Below are 18,405 nucleotides of genomic sequence, written 5' to 3'. Positions count from 1 at the left end.
CTCCCGAACCTTATTAAGAATTGTCCCGCCTAGTTGAACGTTGCACAATTGCATACGTCTTGAATTGTTTCCCCCAAATAGGCCAATCAATCTCGTCTAAGATCACTAACTCATTGCTTTTTTGAACTTTCTCCACGTAAATATTCCCAATAACCGGCGAAAAGCGAAAAGGGACCGCGTTTTGACCACAATTGGGAAACGTCAGATGGAACAGTTCGACGTGACGCCGGTTTCAGCGAAGCTCGCTGAAAAGCCGGTAACGTTGCTTCAGTTCGCGCGATCCGCTGGTAGGAACATGTTAGAAGTCATTCCGGCCGAAACGCTTCGTCAGACCTATGTGCGTGGGCCTCTGAACATCCACTACATTTGCGACCCGGAAATGGTCACCGAACTGCTTGTCGGAGGCGGCCGTAATTTCCCAAAGGCAAAGTTCACAAAGGACATTATCGGATCTGCGGTCGGCAACGGCCTGATCTTGTCGGAAGGCGAAAAGTGGCGCAAACAAAGACACCGTTATTCTCCGCTTTTTGCAGCCAGAAACCTGCCTGTTTTGTCCCGCCACTTTGCCGAGACCGGGTATGAAGTTGCCGAGTCTCTTGCCGAAAACGAGGGGCCGGTCGACGTTTCGCAGATCGCGCCCGCTTCTACGCTGACAAACATTTCACGGGTCATCTTCTCGGGGAACGAAGAAGTCAGCTCCGAGCAAATTCGCGTCGGGCTTATCGCCTATTTCAACTATATTTCAGACCTGTCCTTGTTCGATTTAATGGGGCTTCCGAAATGGCTTCCTCGCAAGAAATGGCTTAGCAGTAAGGCTCCGGTCACGGACATGCGCGATCTGGCTCGGCATGTTATTGAACTGCGCCGGTCGGAAAACCGCGAAGAACCAGAAGACTTCCTCGACCTGATGATTGATGCGTTGAAGGAAGACTTTGAGGATGCCGAGACAACCGTCGACAACCTGCTGACCTTTGTTGTCGCTGGCCACGAAACCTCGGCCAATGCCTTGGCATGGGGATACTATCTGCTGGCACTGAACCCAGAGATGCAAACCCGTATCCGGCACGAAATTCGGACGGTATGTCCTGAAGGCAAGCTTGAGTTTTCTCATCTGGAGCATTTGCCGCTGCTTCGGGCCCACATCAAGGAAACCCTGCGCCTTTACCCGTCTGCGGCCTTCTTCGCCCGTGACGCCTCCGAGGCCATTCAGGTCAAAGATGTCAAAATTGAAGAAGGGGATGCGCTTTTCTTCCCAGTTTATTCGCTGCATCGGAATGAAGTGTTGTGGGAAGATCCCGCGCAATACCGCCCCGAGCGATTTATGGGAACTCCACCACCCCGCGGCCAGTATATTCCATTCGGAGCCGGACCCAGAATTTGCATTGGCGCGCAGTACGCTGAAACCGAGATCATGATTTTGATGGCTTCAGTCCTGAGGCGGATACATTTTTCGCTGTCAGATGTCGAAATGCCGGAACCTGTTCTCACATTTACAATGCGGACCAGCGGTCCATTGATCTTGAACGCGGAAGAAGTCCCCGCAGGGTCCTGATGGAAACAAGGGTGGCGAGACTATTTACCCGCCAGATAGGTTTCGTTTCCGTACATCTCGCGCAAAACCGTGTCGAAAAGTCTTTTCTGAGATTTTTCTTTGCGCCCTACTCGGACTTCGCATCTTTGTTGGGGCTCGACTTCGGCCCCCTTTCGAAGAGCCTTTTCGCGACCGTCAACTTTTTCGAAAGCATTATTCATTGCAGCAAACGCACCTGTCTTGGAAATTGAACGCATTGAAACCGGCGGGCTCATCACAGCCCTCATATAGCCAGAAGCACCCCGTCGACCGAGTGTGTCACTGAAAACATGATTGAGTTGGTCTTCCTTTGGCAACCCGGCCGCCCGATCCCGCCCATGAACAACCACAAGGAAGGCGCCGCCTCCCCTGTAGGAAAACACGGCCTCAGAGTTCCCGGTTGTCAGTTCGATACTACGGCCCAGATCGGCCATCGTGCGCCGGAAGCCTCCGAAATCGTTCAGATCAAAGCGGAACTCTGCATCCTGAAGTTTGATAGCGGTCACCCAGGATTCAAAAAGACGGCCTCTTGAAAGTTGCTCGATGTAGTTGTCGAACTCGACATATTTCAAGCAGCGTTCAAGCCCATCTATGGTAAGCGGGTCCTCGAAGCTGAATTGCTGATTATGGTCCAGTTCTTCGCGGAGATTTTTCACCGACGCAGATGTCCTGCGCGCCTTGATCCTCTCCTGCATCAACAAGTGGGCCGCGTGCATTCGACTGCGCAGCTCAAAGAAATCAAAAGGCTTGCTGACATAGTCAAACGCACCCTGCAAAAACGCGTCTTCCACGTATTTGCGGCCACTCATTGCGGTCAGCATGATGGCCGGGGTTTCCGCGTGTTCCGGGATTTGTCGAATGCGGCGCAACAATTCGATGCCGTTTGTTTCGGGCATCTGAATATCAAGCAGGAAACAATCAAACGGTGTCTCAGACGACTCTATGGCCTGCAACGCTTCGCTGGCTGAACCCGCGACCGAGATTTCATAGTTTTCGAATTCAGCCAGTGCCGCCTGCAGCAACTCCAAAATGCTCGGCTCGTCGTCGACGGCAAGCACTCTTAGTGTTCTTTTCTGCAGCGCGCGGGTTTCCAGCTTACGCTGGAATTGTTCTTTTCCCGGGTTCGTATGTTTCATGACTGGTGAACCGCATTTGACCTCATCAACGCCCTTAGCCTAGGCAGTGAGTGGGACGAAACAGCGGCAAAAAGCCCGGAAAAGCCCCTAAATGTTGTTCATTTCTTGACGTTATTTTGTCGGGCAACGGGCGGATTTCGACAATCCCGTGCCCCGATCGTATTTTTTACAAGTTAAATCAAATGGTTAATTCAAGTCCAAAACGCGCTTCTGCGCGCGCATGCCAAACGGCTTGACCTTACTGCGTATTCTAGCAGATCCGGGCGCAGTCGAAAAGCGCCAGAATTCACTCTTGTTATCGAGAAATCGCGGCGGATCAGTCTGAATCGTTCTTAATATTAAACAGCACGGATTGGCTGTAGCTTCCCTCGATCGCAAACTTGGCACCAACGGGTGCGGCCCCTACGCCCAAACGCCGCGACCAACGCGCCCAGATGGACGGCACAATTCCCAGTATCCGTGATGCACCGCCTTCTTCGGCGTTCACCGTCATCTGATAAAAAAGTTCGTGCTGTACGGCCATCCTGCGTGCTGACGGAACACTGTCAGCGATGAAGAAGCGCGACGCCTCCCAAACTTTCGGATTTACCGGAGCCTCAAAAAACAGAACGTCTGTAGGCATTCCCGGAAGGATGCCTTTCTGCGCATCCCGCAGCATATAAGTGTACATGCCACAGCGCGCCGAAGTCGGCAGCAACCGCACCCCGCCAATCACCTCGCCAAATTCGTGCAGGATCACCCAGCGGCAGGCTGGGGTATCGTATTGATCGAACTCCATCCCATCGACTTCGCCGATCTGCCACTTCAGCCGGTCTATGAAAATTGCCTTTCGGGTCTCAAGGTACTTTGCAAGCAGAGTGCCGTGCTCGTGCATATTGCGGAAGTTCAACGTGGTTGCACGAATGCTGCCGAGCTTGCTTTGACGCTCGGACATTCCACGCTTGAGCGCGAACATCTTCTGCCGCGCCGAGACTTTCGGCCCAGCCGGAATATCATTGGCAGGTTCAAGGTCCGGCAGAAGTTGCGACGCCGGGTATGCCTGCTCGTACCTGAGTGGTCGGTCCATATTTTACTCTTAATTTTGCCACACTTATGCCAAGAAGCTGAACGGCAAGTCTATATATTAGTGGCGCTCTCCTTATGATTGTATGGCATGTGTGACCAAATCTCCTCCCATACCTTGGGTTGAGCAAACGCAAGATACCTATATGTATATTTGCTTGACCATTTTACGCTCTAGGCATGAGCTTTAAGGGCATGATCATTCTCGCAAGAGGTTGACTTACCTCCGCTTTTCTTTGCGGTCGCCAAACTCAGTCAGAATTTCAGGAAACATTAAGGAACGCGTAATAGTCGCGGGTTACAACTGAGCATCGTTCACAACTTGGAATGCCTGGTTTTGGTGCGGTCAAGTCTACCAATAGCGCCCTACGGCCTATTTCTCCCGTGCCAAGATGCAACGTGAAAAAATGTAAGGTGGGACACATGCGCGCCCTTCAAGTGTCAATGTTTTGCCGCTTTTGTCCGACAGGCTGACCAAACCTAAATAATCCACTCGCCAACCGATCTTTGCCTGACGTCTGCAATGCCCAAAGGTCGGTTCGGTGGCAAAACCTGGTGAATAGTTATGCGGATACTTGCTGTAGACGACGACCCAAGCATTCTGGAGCTGCTAATCTGCGTTCTGGGAGCGTTCGGCTACGAAGATGTTGTGACGGCAAACAGCGGTCACGAAGCAATTCGAATTTTGTCAGAAACCGATCAGCCGTTCGACTGCCTGCTGCTTGACGTGCAAATGCCCGAGATGAATGGCATTACGTTGTGCGAAGAAGCGCGCAAGTTGCCCGATTACAAGTTTACGCCGATCATCATGGTAACTGCCATGGTGCAAAAGCAGTATATCGACGAGGCTTTCGAGGTTGGCGCAACAGATTATGTGACCAAACCCTTCGAGTTTGCCGATCTGAAGCAACGGCTTTCTGATGCATACAGGTTGGCGGCGGAACGACGCGCAGCGATCGAAGTGATGGAAGCCGATGTTTACGCGAATAACGACTCGGAAGTTAATCCAAATTTCAGCCTGACCGACCCGCTCTATTTTGGAGATCTGACAGGTTGCATTGGATTGGCCGAGTTCGAAAACTACGTTGTTCAACTGGCGACAATGCACTCCAGAACCTCCAAGATCGTGGCCGTAAAAGTCGCAGATGTAGAAGAGATTTTTGCGTCAAGCCCGTCCAGCGAATTCCGGGAATTCCTGGCTTCGGCAGGATCGTCGCTTTTGTCCGTCACACAGGAAGGGCGCAACTTTGCGACCTATTGGGGCAACGGGGTATTCCTGCTTATCCATGACAAGAAAAAGGGTATGGGCGCTCAACAATTGACGCACCGACTGTCCCAGATTCCGGCAGGTGAACTTGCAGGTGTGCATTCACCGACCAACTTCTCGTTCCATGTTGGAGACGACGTTTCTTTGCTGGCCCACTCCAAGATGGAGGCGCTGTTCCTGATCGACAAAGCCGTGGAATTGGCCGATATTCCGCAAGGCCCGATTGCACGGTTCGGCTAAGCCTAATACACGATCTGAAATTAGGTGCGTTCAGGACAACTGAGCGCACCTTTTTTGTTCGCAGGATACGCCGCAGTTGCGCGGTTCTGGTTTCACCCCTCCTACCGGCGCGCCCAAACAAAAATTCATTCGGATATATTAGAAAAATAGAATATCCTTAGGAAACGGCTGAATCGCCTGTCTTTTTTCGACTTTTTTACTGGGGAGATTTCGATGGTCAGACTGCGTTCGTGTTTGGTGGCTTTTATTTCGCTGCCCACCATTACTTTTGCTGACGCTGTTCCAAGCAAGCAAGCCGCCGAAGGCACGTTTGCGGAACGCCCCTTTTCACCTTACGCCAATCGCACGTTCCCCGAGCGCCCCTTGTGGGGGGATACGCACCTTCACACCGGGCTGTCGTTGGATGCTGGCGCATTCGGGAATACCTTGCTGCCCGACGAAGCCTGGCGGTTTGCAAAAGGTGAGCAAGTCATTTCATCCACCGGCCAACCCGTTCGGTTGGCGCGCCCCCTGGATTGGATGGTTCTGACGGATCATACCGATCTGATGGGGTTTGCACCTGACCTGCAAGCCGGGAAACCCGGTGTTCTGTCCGATCCGAAAGGACTGGAGTGGTACGAGGGGTACAAGGCAGGTGGCGAGAACGCGGCCAAGGCTGCTTTTGACATCATTACGAATTTTTCGCAGATGACCCTGCCGGAAATCCTGCTTGAATCCTACAGCCCCGGCGCGGATGCCTTTGCGTTCACCTGGGAACAGATCGTTTTGGCGGCCGAACGTCATAATGATCCGGGCAAGTTCACTGCGTTCATCGGCTTTGAATGGACCTCGGTTCCGAAAGGGTTCAACCTGCACCGGAACGTCATGCTGCGCGATGGTCCAATTCGTGCGCTGCAAATGGTTCCACCGGTCACGCAGCCGCCCTATGGGGATACCGATCCCAAGGCCTTGTACGCCTGGCTGGAAGAGTATCAGGAAAAAACCGGTGGGCGGGCCGTTGCCTTTGCCCATAACGGAAACCTGTCCAATGGCTGGATGTTCCCGACCGAAGACACCTACCACGGCGGAAAAGTGGACGAAGAGTATGTTCAAAACCGCGCAAAGTGGGAGCCGCATTACGAAGTCACGCAAATCAAGGGCGACGGCGAGGCTCACCCCTATCTCAGCCCCGATGATCCGTTTGCCGATTACGAAAACTGGGATGTTGGCAATCTGGATATCACCGAACTCAAGACCGAGGACATGCTGGCCGGTGAATACGCGCGCGAAGCGTTGAAACGCGGCTTGGCGCTTGAGGAAAAGTTCGGAGTGAACCCCTACAAATTCGGCATGGGCGGCGCCACGGACAGCCACACCTCACTGGCGACCGCGGAAGAGGAAAACTACTTTGGCAAGTCGGTAAGTGCTGAACCTTCGGCAACGCGCGTTCTGCATCCCTTTGTGGAAAGTGAACTGGGCGCATTCGAAGGACACACGCTTGTCGCGTCTGGGTACACTGCGGTTTGGGCGTCCGATAACACTCGTGCGGCGATCTTTGACGCCTTCAAACGCCGGGAGACCTATGCCACGACCGGGCCGCGCATCGGCCTACGCTTTTTCGGTGGCTGGGATTTTCAGGACGACGACCTACTGACGCGGCTGGTCGCGGATGTCGGTTATACCAAAGGTGTGCCCATGGGCAGCGACTTGCGCCCGCGTGAGGGCGATGGCGCGCCATCTTTCCTGATTGGCGCTCTGCGCGACCCCATTGGTGCAAATCTGGACCGGGTACAGGTCGTAAAGGGCTGGCTGGATGCTGAAGGTGAGCTTCAGGAGAAAGTGTTCAATGTCGCCTGGTCCGGCGATCGCGCATTGGATTCGAATGGCCAGTTGCCTGAGGTTGGCAATACAGTCGATCTCGATACCGCAAGCTGGAGCAATACGATCGGGACATCTGAACTTCTGACCGTGTGGACCGACCCCGAGTTCGATCCGAGCCAAAGAGCATTCTACTATGTTCGAGTGTTGGAAATCCCGACACCACGCTGGGTTCTGTATGACAAATTGCGCTTTGGAATTGATCTGCCAGAAGAAGCCCAGTTGGTTCATCAGGAACGCGCTTATTCCTCGCCAATATGGTACACCCCCAGCGAGTGATGCGCGGGCTTAAGTCGTCAACTAATCAACACTATTAAGTCACCGGAAACAGAGCCGCTGGTCAGTAATGACCACGGCCCTCCGCTTCCGAGAAAGAGCCCATGCGTGTATTGAAAGACCCCCTGCTCCACTTTCTCTTGATCGGGTGCGGAATATTTGGATGGTTCTTCCTTGTTGCCCCGGAAGGTGAAGTTGCCCCGCCAGCAGAAACGATAATTGTCGACCAGGATGATGTGGATTTGCTGGTTGCACGTTTTACCGACAGTTGGAAACGGCCACCGACGGACACCGAACGACAGGCGTTGATTGAAGCTCTGATCCGTGAAGAAGTCCTTGTTCGCGAAGCGCGCAAACTTGGGTTAGACCGTGGCGATCAGGTAATCCGGGCGCGGCTGGCGCAGAAGATGGATTTTCTGACAGATGCAATCGCGTCCTCGGTAGAGCCGGAAACCGACGTTCTGCAAGCGTACCTGGAGCAGAACGCGGAACGCTTCACCACACCTCGGTTAATTGCATTTGATCAGGTGTTTCTGGGCGAAGCGCCGACGCCTGCTGACATGGACTCCGCGCTAGCAAGGCTAAGAGCCGGCGAAGACTGGACCGGCGTCGGCGCGCGCACATTGCTGCCGTTGTCCCTGCCTTTATCTGCCGCACGCTCAGTCGATGCGGCGTTCGGATACGGGTTCTCTGGCGCCGTAAACCAATTTAAGCTCGGTGAGTGGGAAGGCCCCATTCAGTCGGGTTATGGTCTTCATCTGGTTCGGATCACCGACACGCAACCCTCCAAATTGCCCGAACTGGAGGATATCCATGATGCGGTTTTGCTTGAATGGCGGAGGGACACGGGTGAAGAATTGGCGCAGGCCCAGTTCGAGGATTTGGCCGCGACCTATCAGATCGTCACTCCGGAAACCGAAAAGGCGCAGGAATGAAGGCTGCGCTGTTTGTGTTGTTGACCGTTTGGGCCGCACTTTCGGGGGCGCCGGCGCAGGCACATGCGCTGGACCCGGGCTATCTGGAGCTGAGGCAATTGGCTCAGAACACCTGGCAAGTGTTGTGGCGAAAACCTGATGTGACAGGCCGCCCCATGACGATTGATGCGGTTTTGCCAGAGTCCTGCACGCCCGCGCGAGGCCCTGAACCCACATCAGACGGCGTTGCATGGGTATCGGTGTGGGTCGCTGAATGCGAAACCGGCCTTGGGGGAAATTCAGTTAAAATTGATGGGCTGGAAACACAAAGAAATGACGTGCTTTTGCGGCTTCAACCCCTTGATGCACCAACAACAACTCTCAGGTTCACGCCTGACACCGTAGAACTGGAAATTCCCCGACAACCTACGACGTTGGCCGTCTTCACAAGCTATTTTCGCCTTGGTTTCGAACACATTCTGGAAGGTTGGGATCACCTGCTATTCGTTTTTGCCCTGTTCCTTCTGGTGCGTGACAAGTGGCGTCTGGTCGGCGCGGTGACAGCGTTTACGGTTGCCCATTCGATCACTCTGGCTTTGGCAACTCTGGGCGTGCTGAACGTCCCCGGCCCGCCTGTGGAAGCAGTAATCGCCCTGTCGATCGTTTTCCTCGCACTGGAAATCCTGCGCCGAAAGGACGGGCATTTGCGGTTGTCGGAACAGTACCCGTGGATCGTTTGCTTTTGCTTCGGGCTGCTGCACGGCTTGGGCTTTGCCGGGGCATTGGCCGAAATCGGCATCCCCCCTCAGGACGTTTTCGCCGCCTTGCTGTCTTTCAATCTGGGTGTTGAAGCTGGTCAGCTTTTGTTTATCGCAGCCCTATCAGCAGTTCTGATGGCATGGCGTTTCACGACACCCTCTGGATCGGGGCGACTTGCGACTTATTCCATGCCGATCGCAGGCTACGCGATCGGGTGCGTGTCGATATATTGGTTGGTTGAACGTGTTAGCGGGTTTTGATGATAAGGTGGATGCAATGAATCGGTTAACGAAGAACCGATAATACTTGATCTGAAAGACGCACCGCGAACCAAGCAACAGTGGACGCAAGAATGAATTGAGAGGGGCATATAGTGCGAGTTTTGCTAAAAGGCGCGCTGATAATTGGCGTAATTATCCTTTTCGTCGTTGCCGCCGCATGGCTGTTTCTATCATCCCCGTTTCTGTCGACCCCGCGCACCGCCATGGCCCAACAGGTTCTGACCAACAAGCTGGGTCAGCAACTGGTTATCAACGAAAATATAAGTGTTGGGCTTGGCTCGCAATTGTCGGTCACAGCCACCGGCATTGTGATGCCTTCTGCGTCGCTGGAGGGAACCGACCTTGCCAAGATAGATACTCTCAGGTTTTCGGTTGCCGCTGCGGATCTTGTGAAGGGAAAACTGTCGATCAGCAATTTGATGGTGGACGGAATTCACCTAAACCTGATTGCAACAGAAAACGGTAAGACAAGCTGGTCAACCGGTCAAAAGACAGACGACGCAAGCGGCCCAATGCCAACGACGAATGCTGTTTCAGAGATTTTTGCAGACCGTGAACTTAGCCTAACCAACATCACGGTCCTGTATCAAAGTGCGCAAAATGGTCTCGATTTCGATCTACGCCTGCCGGAACTGACATTGGCGTATGGCGACGGTGTAGCGGTCGCCTCGGCCAACGGGCACGGCACATTGAATGGGCAGGCATTTGAACTAAGCGCCCAATTCCCTGACCAAGACCCTTTTCAGGTAACGGCCAAGTTCGATCAGGTTTCACTTGCCGCAAACGAGCTTCAGGCCGATGCGGGTTTGGCGATTGCTACCACCGCGACGATTGATGAACTTGGACAACTTCTCGATATTCTAAAGCTGAACCGTGTTCTTGAAGGTTCTGGAAGTGCGGAAGCGGTATTGAAGGTCTCTGAGGGCGTGTCACGTCTGGACGACCTTAACATACAGGCACAATTGGAAGGCGGGCAGAGCCTGGAGCTCACCGGTCAGATCGGAGAACTTGGCAATCCGGAAGATGTGTCCCTGACGACCCGGATTCGGTTGTACCCCGAAGGGGCCGAGCCCGCGCCGGCTGCATCGCGCTATGACCTGAAACTGATTTCGGTGGACATGGTCATGGACAGCGTCCCCGGTGAAATACCGCAGCGGCAGATGGTCATTGAAACCAATGGCTTCACGCTGGACACATCGGGAGAAGGCCCGCCCCCGGTTAAATTCTCGGAAGTGTCCAGAACGCCGGATGGAAAACTGCGAGTTGGCAATGTGAACCTGCGGATCGGTGACCCCGCGAACCCGTTTGTCATTCTCAACGGGTCGGTAGGGGACGCGTTGCAGTTGCAGGAGGTCTTAGGCGAAGGAATACTTGAAATTCCGGCAAGCAGTTTGATTTCCCCCGAACTGTTGGGCGAAGATGATCAACTTGGAAAGTTCTCCGGCGCGTTTTCCCTGACCGGCAATATCAAACAGCTCTCGCTCTCGGACTTGAACGGAAGCACAAGTGACACGGATGTCTGGTCTCTGGACGTTCATGGTTCTGTCGAGAACGTTCTTAAGTTCGAAAACCTGGACCTAGGCATCGAAATCGACGTCCCATCCGGTGCCGACCTTTTGCAGGCATTGTCGCTAGAGCCGGTAGATACCGGACATACAGGATTTTCGATCGACCTTCATAGCGATGGTACGGATTGGAGCGCCCAGGCGGATGTGACCGTCGCCGATTCCGGTCTGACCTTTTCAGCCACTCTGGACGACGCGACCTCGGACCCTGTCCTTAAGGGGTTAATCGAAAGCGACCTGATCCGTATTGACCAGATCCGCAGCATCGTTCTGGCGACCGCTCAGTTACGAAAACTGGGAGTAGCCAACGAGGATACCACAGCAGAAACAGACGCACAGGCGGAACCCGGCGCCCTAAGGGACGTAACGCTGAAACCGATTGGGCGCTCTATCCTTCTGTCTGGAATGAATATGGATGTTGATATCGACCTGCGTCACATCGAAGGCTCGGACGGTATCAGCACTTTGCAAAGCGAACTGACCCTGAACGAAAGCGAACTGAAAGCGGGGCCGTTAAAGTTTGAATATGGTGGCGCCCATTTCGACGTCAGTGGCCGTATGGACTTGTCGGACGAAGATCACCGGCTGAACCTTAAAGGTCAGGCTGGGGGGTGGCGGCTGAACGACATTCTGCACAACCTGAATTTCAAGAAAGGCGCCAGCGGAACTATTTACGCGGATTTCGACGTCACTGGCGGGATCGACTCGGCCAAACATTTCGTCAAATCCATGAGCGGTAACGCCACCGTTTCCATGCGCGACGGGTCGATTGAAACCCAGCTATTGGATCTTGCGGGCCTTGGGTTGCTACCTTGGGTCTTTTCAAAGGAAAAGCAGAAGGTTGCGCCAATCGTGTGTTTACGCGCACCGCTGGCTATTGCAAACGGCAATATCTCGACCAAACAAACCACCATGGAGACCGATCAGGTTCAGGTCGTTGTTTTTGGCGCGGTGGATATGAACAACAAGGCACTGGACCTTAACCTGCAACCACGCAAAATCGGTGATCCCCTGTCCCGCAGTCCGTGGCCAGTGACGGCGACCGGTCCGCTGGCAAAGCCAAACATTAAGGTCAAGGACGGGCCGAAGCGCCTGAAACGGTCAGACGGGGCCGATCAGATGCCCGCCAAGCGCAAACTTTGCGTGCCCGATATCTTGCAGTTGCAGTAATTTGGTGGACTGAGGTTCCTTAACCCCAGCAAGACTATCCTGCGCGGTATAGCCGTCGCATGACGGTCGGCGTCAGATACATCGGGATTTGATACGCGCCGATGAACACCATCAGCGGCGCGGTAACCTCCGGAGGCAGCGCCACAAAGAAGATGGCAATATTCCGGTTGCCTGCAATCAAGGCCATGGCCGTTCTTTTAGCCGCGGACAGCCTGTTGCGTGTCAGGACATATGTCACCGCCTGAGCGCCAAAATTTGCGCAACACGCGAAAGCGATCCAAAACAAAGCAGTACCGGGCTGGTCCAACATTGTGCTGCTGACCGAAGGCATTAACCCCACGACGAAAACGGCCAATGTGATCGTGCCCAACCCTTCAAGGTTCATCAGTATTCCTTGCGACGGGGATTTTAGCACTGTTCGACGCAGAGCTATCGCTGCAAATGTCGCAGCGAAAATCGTCACGAACAACTTTAGCACGGCCTGCAACACCGTATGAAAATCACCAATCTCGGGCATCAGCCAAAAGATTGGAAACACGGTCAGCGGTAAAACGGCAGTCCCGGCCACAAGCAAACGCATCGCGTGTTCCGCCGGGTACCCCATCATCAGGCACAGATTGGGGCTGCCTGCGATGGATGGCGCTGCGGTCATGATTAGCAAAGCCAAAAGCACGGGCTCCGCGTTCCAACCAAACAGAAAGCCAACAGCAAGCACAGCCAATGGAATGGCGAACTGAAATCCCAACACAGTCCCGGATACAAGCCGCCAGTCGCCCATCGAGCCCAGAATGGACAACGGCTCCATCCTCAGGACGGTCACAAACAACAGTAGAACCACCAGCGGGGGCAGCATCGGGCGCATCGGTTCGGCCAGTCCCGGCAGCAGCAACCCACCAACCAGTCCAGCCACTAGAACAAGCGGGCCGTTGCGTGCGGCCCAATGCAAGGGGTTCAAGACGGACTACCCACCGGGGCTCTGTCGTAGGTTGTCCGGAAGCCATGTGGCCAGTTCCGGGAACCAGATCAACACGAAGACCATCAAGACCATGATCAGGAACATCGGGATCGCGGCGCGGGCAATATAGCCCATCTCATGATTGGTCATGCCCTGCATGACGAACAGGTTGAAACCGATCGGAGGGGTGATCTGCGCCATCTCAACCACAACAACGATGAATATTCCGAACCAGATCAGGTCGATACCGGCCTCCCTGATCATCGGTTCCACAACGGCCATGGTCAGAACGACCGACGAGATGCCATCAAGGAAACAACCCAGAATGATGTAAAAGACCAAAAGCACCATGAGCAGCTCAAACCGTGTCAGCTCCCACCCTGCGATCAGGTCGGCCAAACCACGTGGCAATCCCGTAAAGCCCATCGACAGTGACAGAAAGGCCGCCCCCGCAAGGATTAACGCAATCATGGCACTTGTGCGGGTTGCTCCCATCAGGCTTTCCGTAAAGGTCTTCCAGTTCAGTGACCCCTGCCCCGCCGCAAGCAGAAGCCCCCCGATCACCCCAAACGCTGCAGCTTCGGTGGCAGTTGCATAGCCCAAATACATTGAGCCAATCACAACCATGATCAGCAGGATCACGGGCAACAAAAACCGAGAGTTCCTGATTTTCTCGGAAAAACTAAGCTTGCCCTCGTCGTTCGGATTCCAATCCTTGCCCAACTTTGAATAGATCGCGACATAGCCCATGAACATGGCGGCCAGAACCAGACCCGGAAGGATGCCAGCGAAGAACAGCTTGGTAATGGATTCATTTATCGTCACGCCGTAGACGATCAGGGTCAGGGATGGCGGGATCATCAAGCCAAGCGTCGCCGCCCCCGTCAGGGTGCCGATGATCATGCGCTCGGGGTAGTTGCGTTTGCGTAGCTCGGGAATGGACATCTTGCCCACGGTCGTCAGGGTCGCAGCAGACGATCCAGACACCGCAGCAAACACGGTACAGCCTACGATGTTCGTGTGTACCAACCCGCCAGGCAGCGGGGCCATCCAAGGCGAAAGCCCCTTGAACATGTCTTCAGATAATCGCGTTCGATAGAGGATTTCCCCCATCCAAATGAACATGGGCAACGCGGTCAAAGTCCACGAGGACGAGGCTGACCAGATCGTAGTGATCATCACATCGCCGACCGGCCGAGTGGTGAACAGTTCCATCCCCACCCAAGCCACGCCCATCAGGGCAAGACCAACCCATACGCCCGTGCCGAGCAAGGTGAACAGAACGAAAAGAAAAAGAATGATGACTGAGATATTTTCCATGCCGTCACTCCCCGTGGCTCTGATCTGCGAGATCACGAGTGATGCGGTGATCACCTTTCACGACAACATGGATCAGGTGATCCGTCAGGGCGATTGCAAGGATCACCGCGCCGATCAGCATAGATGACTGAGGGATCCAAAGGGCGGTCTTGTCCTGCCCCTGACTCACGTCGTTGAATTTCCAACTCCAGTAGACAAACCGATAGGCATACCAGCAAAAGTACCACATCACGGCAGCACCGACGGCAAAGCACCAGATCTCCAGCACCCTGCGGACACCATTGGGAACGGCGTTCAACAGGATCGACACGCGAATATGGCTACCCCGGTTCAATGCGTTCGCAAAGGCCAGAAAGGACGCCGCAGCCATGGCATATCCGGCATAGTCAGGGGCACCGGGAAAAACCTCGCCTGTCCAGCGGGCCAGCATCTGCACCACAATCAGCAACAAGATGGCGATCAGGCTCAGCGCGGCCAGAACGCCTGCGGCCTGATAAATGAAATCCAATACGGACCGAAGCCCTCGCAATGCTGCCATACCGTCCCCGCGATGTTATGATTGGTCAGACAAAGGGCGGCAGGATACCCCGCCACCCGTTTGAGGGATTTATTGCGACTGGAACGCGTCGACGATGGCCTTGCCTTCGTCTCCTGCCGCCTCGAGCCACTCGTTTGTCATGGTCACACCGATCTCTTTCAACTCGTTGACCATCTGCTCAGAGGCCGGACCAACGGTCATACCACCATCGCGCAAGCCTTGAAGGGTGAAACCAGTATATTCTTTGGCACGCCAGTTACCGGCATATTCCGCCAGCTCCGCGCAGGCCTTGATGACATTCTTGTTGGCGTCAGACACACCACCCCAGACATCTGAGTTGACCATCACATAGTTGCGCGGCAACCAGGCATCCACCTCATAGAAATAATTCAGGCTTTCCCATACCTTACGGTCATACCCGGTGGACCCCGACGACACCATCGAGTCGGCCACGCCGGTTGCAAAAGCCTGGCTGATTTCTGCCGCTTCGATCGTGACTGGCAGCATCCCGGTCAGCTCTGCAAGGCGCGAGGTCGCGTTGTTGTAGGAACGGAACTTGATGCCTTCCATATCCGCGACCGAGTTCACCTCGTTCTTGAAATAGAGACCCTGCGGCGGCCATGGAACTGCGTAAAGCAACGTCAGGTTCTGTTCTGCCAGCAGGTTCTCAATGGACGGCTTGGCCGCTTCCCAAAGTTTTGCGCTGTCATCGAATGACGTCGCAAGGAAGGGGATCGAGTCAAAACCAAACAGCGCATTTTCGTTCTGGTGCCCCGACAACAGGCGTTCCCCGATGGGGGCCTGTCCGGTCTGAATTGCACGTTTGATATCCGCGCCCTTGAACAAGGACCCCGACGGATGCGTTACGATTTCAATCTCACCGCCGGTTCCGGTGGTAACGCACTTAGCAAACTCGGCCCCCGTAGCGGAATGGAAGTTGGAAGCAGAATATGCCATGGGCATATCCCATTTTTCCGCCACGGCCGGAGCGACCGAAGCAGCTGTCAAAGCGGTTGCCGCCAAAAGACTTGTCAGTTTCTTCATCGTATTCTCCCTATTGAATATCGAACCGCCGGTGTTTCTCACCGACATTATTGTGTTGCATAGCGTGAGGGCGCATAGACGCTCACGTCTGTGTTCGGAGTTCTGTCCGCGATCATCTGGGCCAACAGGCGCCCGGTTTTCGGCCCACCCGTCAAACCGATGTGATGGTGCCCAAAGCCAAGATACGCACCTTTGATATTAGGTACTTCGCCGATGATCGGGATCGAATCCGCCGGGGCGGGTCTGTGCCCCATCCATTCAACTTCCTCCTTCCATGTTACACCCGGAAAGGCAGCTCGGGCGTTTTTCTTCAGCAATTCGAACGGCGCGCGTGACGGCGCCGCATCCAGCCCTCCGAATTCGACGATACCGGCCAAACGAATTCGCCCATCCATCGGAGTGGCCACAAACTTGCCCGAAGCCACCATCACCGGGCTACGCGGCATCGCAGAAGGCTCTATCAATTCAAGATGATAGCCGCGTTCGCTTTCCAAAGGAACAGAAACCCCAAGACGCGCGGCCAGAGGGCCCGACCAAACACCCGCAGTGATCAGGGCAGTATCACAGGCGATGGTCTCACCACCTGCCCGCACACCAACCACCCGACCGTTTTCATAAGCGATGTCTTCGACAGTGGCGCGAATAATGTGACCGCCCTGCGCTTCGACATGTGCCGCAAGGTCTTTCACATAACGCCCTGGATCAGTGATGTGGCCGTGATCTGAAAGCTTTGCAGCAAATCCGATCTCCTGACCAAAGACAGGGTCATAGGCGCGAAATGCCTCGCCCTCCAGCTCCTGCCATTTGAACCCGTACTTTCGACGTATCGCCCACCCAAACGCGTCACTTTCGAACTGCGCCCGGTTTTCATAAAGAAACAGATAGTCGGACGGCACGATCCACTTTTCGGCCCCCGTCCCTTTGGCAAGGGCTTCGTGGTCATTCAAACTGTCCCCCACGATCGGGGTCAGTGCAGCCGCAATACGTTCCACATCATTTGCATTCGCGTGTTTGAGATATTGGGACAGCCACGGCAGAAGCTTGGGCAAGTACCCCCATTTCATGAACAACGGCTGAGAGGGGCTAAACAGCATTTTCGGAGCTTTTCGAAGCAACCCTGGAACGGTCACCGGCACGATTGAGCAAGAAGCCAACACTCCGCCATTGCCGTATGAGGTGCCTTCGCCCGGACCCGCCTTGTCAATCAAGATCACCCGGTGCCCATCGCGCTGAAGCCAGATTGCAGAGGACACGCCGACAATACCGGCCCCGATGATCGCGATGGTTTTTGCGTCGTTCATGCTGCCACCGCCTTGGTTATTGCATAGTGGTTCAGTTTTCCGATGTCAGGACACCCGCCCAGCCCCGGACCAACGGGAACGATCACGTTGCCGTCGGCCACGCGGAAAGGATCTTGCAGAATGTCTTCCGCAAGGAAGTATGAAGACTGATAAAACTCGCAGCCCAGAGTTATCTCGGGCGTTGCCGCAATCATGTGAGTGCCCGCAAGGTGGGCCAACCCTGCTTCGAACATGTCGCCGCCATACGCGCTCAACCCATGGGCTGCGGCGATACGCGCAGTTGTCTGGGCGCGGTGTAGCCCACCGGATTTCATGATTTTCAGCGAAACGCCGTCGCATATGTTTTCGCGCGCGGCGCGCTCCATATCTTCAGGACCAAAAACGCTTTCATCTGCAAGCAGGGGCACATCAATCATCTGCCTTAAACGGGCCATCATGCCAAAGTGATGCGCCCGCACGGGTTGCTCGATGAAATCCGGTGCAAATTGCGCGACGTCCCGCACCCGTGCAGCGGCATCCGTAATTTCAAGCCCCTGATTATAGTCCACTCTGACAGACATATCCGGGTAGTTCTGCGCCAGATATTCCAGCCGCATGATGTCAAAGGCATGATCCTTGAACCCCGTCTTCAGCTTAACGATCCGAACGCCGTCGTCCTGCAGCCGATCCAGCAGTTCCTTGTCCTGCGCGAATTCAGGGTTGGCGATTGAACAGCTCAGCGGAATGGTATCGCGGCACTTTCCACCCAACAATGCCCACACCGGCACGCCACTGATCCGACCAGCCAAGTCAAGCAGCGCACTGTCCAACGCGGCCTTCGCTTCGGTGCAATTTGCGACGACGCGGGACGCCTGCTCCATGATGGTGGCCCGGTCGGCAATGCACGAGCCAATCACCAGCGGCCGGATATACCGGTCCAAAGCCGCATAGGTGGCCTCGGGCGTTCCAGTGAACACCGACCAGGGCGAGGCCTCGCCAAACCCATGACAGCCGTCCTCGGACGTCAGGCGCAAGACGACAACTTCGCAACTTCCTTCAACAGTGCCAATTCCATGATCACGGCGTGATGTGACCGGCAGCTCCAGATGCCAAAGGTCAAACCCAACAATTTTCTGAAACAGGTCGCCCATGCCGCATCCCCTTGATGAAC

At 54.8% G+C, this 18,405-nt stretch carries 14 protein-coding genes; 6 read left to right on the top strand and 8 right to left on the bottom strand.

Going from position 1 to position 18,405, the window contains the following annotated elements; genetic code table 11:
* Window positions 1-205: 205 nt before the first annotated feature.
* Window positions 206-1,552, top strand: coding sequence for a cytochrome P450 (locus GOX73_RS01760; RefSeq protein WP_171122697.1), 1,347 nt, complete (start codon window positions 206-208; stop codon window positions 1,550-1,552).
* 20 nt (window positions 1,553-1,572) lie between these two features.
* Here GOX73_RS01760 and GOX73_RS01755 read toward each other — a convergent pair whose 3' ends face one another.
* Together GOX73_RS01755 and GOX73_RS01750 are read right to left on the bottom strand one after the other, a co-directional pair.
* Window positions 1,573-2,706 carry a PleD family two-component system response regulator gene (locus GOX73_RS01755; RefSeq protein ID WP_171122694.1) on the bottom strand — a complete coding sequence of 378 codons (1,134 nt, stop codon included), beginning with the start codon at window positions 2,704-2,706 and terminating at the stop codon, window positions 1,573-1,575.
* 316 nt (window positions 2,707-3,022) lie between these two features.
* Window positions 3,023-3,772 (bottom strand): acyl-homoserine-lactone synthase, encoded by a 750-nt coding sequence (locus tag GOX73_RS01750; protein ID WP_254429100.1) that lies wholly within the window; start codon window positions 3,770-3,772, stop codon window positions 3,023-3,025.
* A gap of 561 nt (window positions 3,773-4,333) precedes the next feature.
* On the opposite strand from GOX73_RS01750, the gene GOX73_RS01745 reads away from it, so the two are divergent.
* From GOX73_RS01745 to GOX73_RS01725, 5 genes are all read left to right on the top strand, one after another.
* Complete coding sequence (locus GOX73_RS01745) at window positions 4,334-5,275, top strand: PleD family two-component system response regulator (protein ID WP_171120912.1); 942 nt, start codon at window positions 4,334-4,336, stop codon at window positions 5,273-5,275.
* A gap of 213 nt (window positions 5,276-5,488) precedes the next feature.
* The gene (locus GOX73_RS01740) at window positions 5,489-7,411 is read left to right on the top strand and encodes a DUF3604 domain-containing protein (protein WP_171122692.1); all 1,923 of its coding nucleotides are present in this window, start codon (window positions 5,489-5,491) and stop codon (window positions 7,409-7,411) included.
* A 101-nt stretch (window positions 7,412-7,512) separates the two neighbouring features.
* Entirely contained in the window at window positions 7,513-8,343 is an 831-nt protein-coding gene (locus tag GOX73_RS01735) for a peptidylprolyl isomerase (protein WP_171122690.1), read from the top strand.
* Entirely contained in the window at window positions 8,340-9,341 is a 1,002-nt protein-coding gene (locus GOX73_RS01730) for a HupE/UreJ family protein (protein WP_171122688.1), read from the top strand. The genes GOX73_RS01735 and GOX73_RS01730 overlap by 4 nt, the downstream gene beginning before the upstream one ends.
* Before the next feature lie 113 nt (window positions 9,342-9,454).
* Window positions 9,455-12,097, top strand: a complete 2,643-nt coding sequence (locus GOX73_RS01725) for an AsmA family protein (protein WP_171122687.1) — start codon at window positions 9,455-9,457, stop codon at window positions 12,095-12,097.
* A 34-nt stretch (window positions 12,098-12,131) separates the two neighbouring features.
* Here the strand turns inward: GOX73_RS01725 and GOX73_RS01720 are convergent, their stop codons facing one another.
* The 6 genes from GOX73_RS01720 to GOX73_RS01695 form a co-directional block, all read right to left on the bottom strand.
* Window positions 12,132-13,052 carry a hypothetical protein gene (locus GOX73_RS01720; RefSeq protein WP_171122685.1) on the bottom strand — a complete coding sequence of 307 codons (921 nt, stop codon included), beginning with the start codon at window positions 13,050-13,052 and terminating at the stop codon, window positions 12,132-12,134.
* Between the two features lie 6 nt (window positions 13,053-13,058).
* On the bottom strand, window positions 13,059-14,372 hold the full coding sequence (locus GOX73_RS01715) for a TRAP transporter large permease (RefSeq protein ID WP_171122683.1): 1,314 nt from the start codon (window positions 14,370-14,372) through the stop codon (window positions 13,059-13,061).
* A gap of 4 nt (window positions 14,373-14,376) precedes the next feature.
* Window positions 14,377-14,910 carry a TRAP transporter small permease gene (locus GOX73_RS01710; RefSeq protein WP_171120898.1) on the bottom strand — a complete coding sequence of 178 codons (534 nt, stop codon included), beginning with the start codon at window positions 14,908-14,910 and terminating at the stop codon, window positions 14,377-14,379.
* 69 nt (window positions 14,911-14,979) lie between these two features.
* The gene (locus GOX73_RS01705) at window positions 14,980-15,954 is read right to left on the bottom strand and encodes a TRAP transporter substrate-binding protein (RefSeq protein WP_171120896.1); all 975 of its coding nucleotides are present in this window, start codon (window positions 15,952-15,954) and stop codon (window positions 14,980-14,982) included.
* 47 nt (window positions 15,955-16,001) lie between these two features.
* Window positions 16,002-17,255: an FAD-binding oxidoreductase gene (locus GOX73_RS01700; protein WP_171122681.1), complete on the bottom strand. Its 1,254-nt coding sequence runs from the start codon at window positions 17,253-17,255 to the stop codon at window positions 16,002-16,004.
* A complete protein-coding gene (locus tag GOX73_RS01695) occupies window positions 17,252-18,385 on the bottom strand; it encodes an enolase C-terminal domain-like protein (RefSeq protein ID WP_171122679.1) in 1,134 nt (377 codons plus the stop codon). The genes GOX73_RS01700 and GOX73_RS01695 overlap by 4 nt, the downstream gene beginning before the upstream one ends.
* Window positions 18,386-18,405 lie beyond the last annotated feature (20 nt).

It is taken from the genome of Ruegeria sp. HKCCD7221, assembly GCF_013031225.1.
Lineage (GTDB): Bacteria > Pseudomonadota > Alphaproteobacteria > Rhodobacterales > Rhodobacteraceae > Ruegeria.
Note: the sequence above shows the minus strand (reverse complement) of the source record. Positions and strands in the feature narration are given on the sequence as shown.

Bases quoted from the DNA above. Each gene is read 5' to 3' on its own strand.
- GOX73_RS01760 (WP_171122697.1), top strand. From the start codon at position 206: ATGGAACAGTTCGACGTGACGCCGGTTTCAGCGAAGCTCGCTGAAAAG.
- GOX73_RS01755 (WP_171122694.1), bottom strand. From the start codon at position 2,706: ATGAAACATACGAACCCGGGAAAAGAACAATTCCAGCGTAAGCTGGAA.
- GOX73_RS01750 (WP_254429100.1), bottom strand. From the start codon at position 3,772: ATGGACCGACCACTCAGGTACGAGCAGGCATACCCGGCGTCGCAACTT.
- GOX73_RS01745 (WP_171120912.1), top strand. From the start codon at position 4,334: ATGCGGATACTTGCTGTAGACGACGACCCAAGCATTCTGGAGCTGCTA.
- GOX73_RS01740 (WP_171122692.1), top strand. From the start codon at position 5,489: ATGGTCAGACTGCGTTCGTGTTTGGTGGCTTTTATTTCGCTGCCCACC.
- GOX73_RS01735 (WP_171122690.1), top strand. From the start codon at position 7,513: ATGCGTGTATTGAAAGACCCCCTGCTCCACTTTCTCTTGATCGGGTGC.
- GOX73_RS01730 (WP_171122688.1), top strand. From the start codon at position 8,340: ATGAAGGCTGCGCTGTTTGTGTTGTTGACCGTTTGGGCCGCACTTTCG.
- GOX73_RS01715 (WP_171122683.1), bottom strand. From the start codon at position 14,372: ATGGAAAATATCTCAGTCATCATTCTTTTTCTTTTCGTTCTGTTCACC.
- GOX73_RS01710 (WP_171120898.1), bottom strand. From the start codon at position 14,910: ATGGCAGCATTGCGAGGGCTTCGGTCCGTATTGGATTTCATTTATCAG.
- GOX73_RS01705 (WP_171120896.1), bottom strand. From the start codon at position 15,954: ATGAAGAAACTGACAAGTCTTTTGGCGGCAACCGCTTTGACAGCTGCT.
- GOX73_RS01700 (WP_171122681.1), bottom strand. From the start codon at position 17,255: ATGAACGACGCAAAAACCATCGCGATCATCGGGGCCGGTATTGTCGGC.
- GOX73_RS01695 (WP_171122679.1), bottom strand. From the start codon at position 18,385: ATGGGCGACCTGTTTCAGAAAATTGTTGGGTTTGACCTTTGGCATCTG.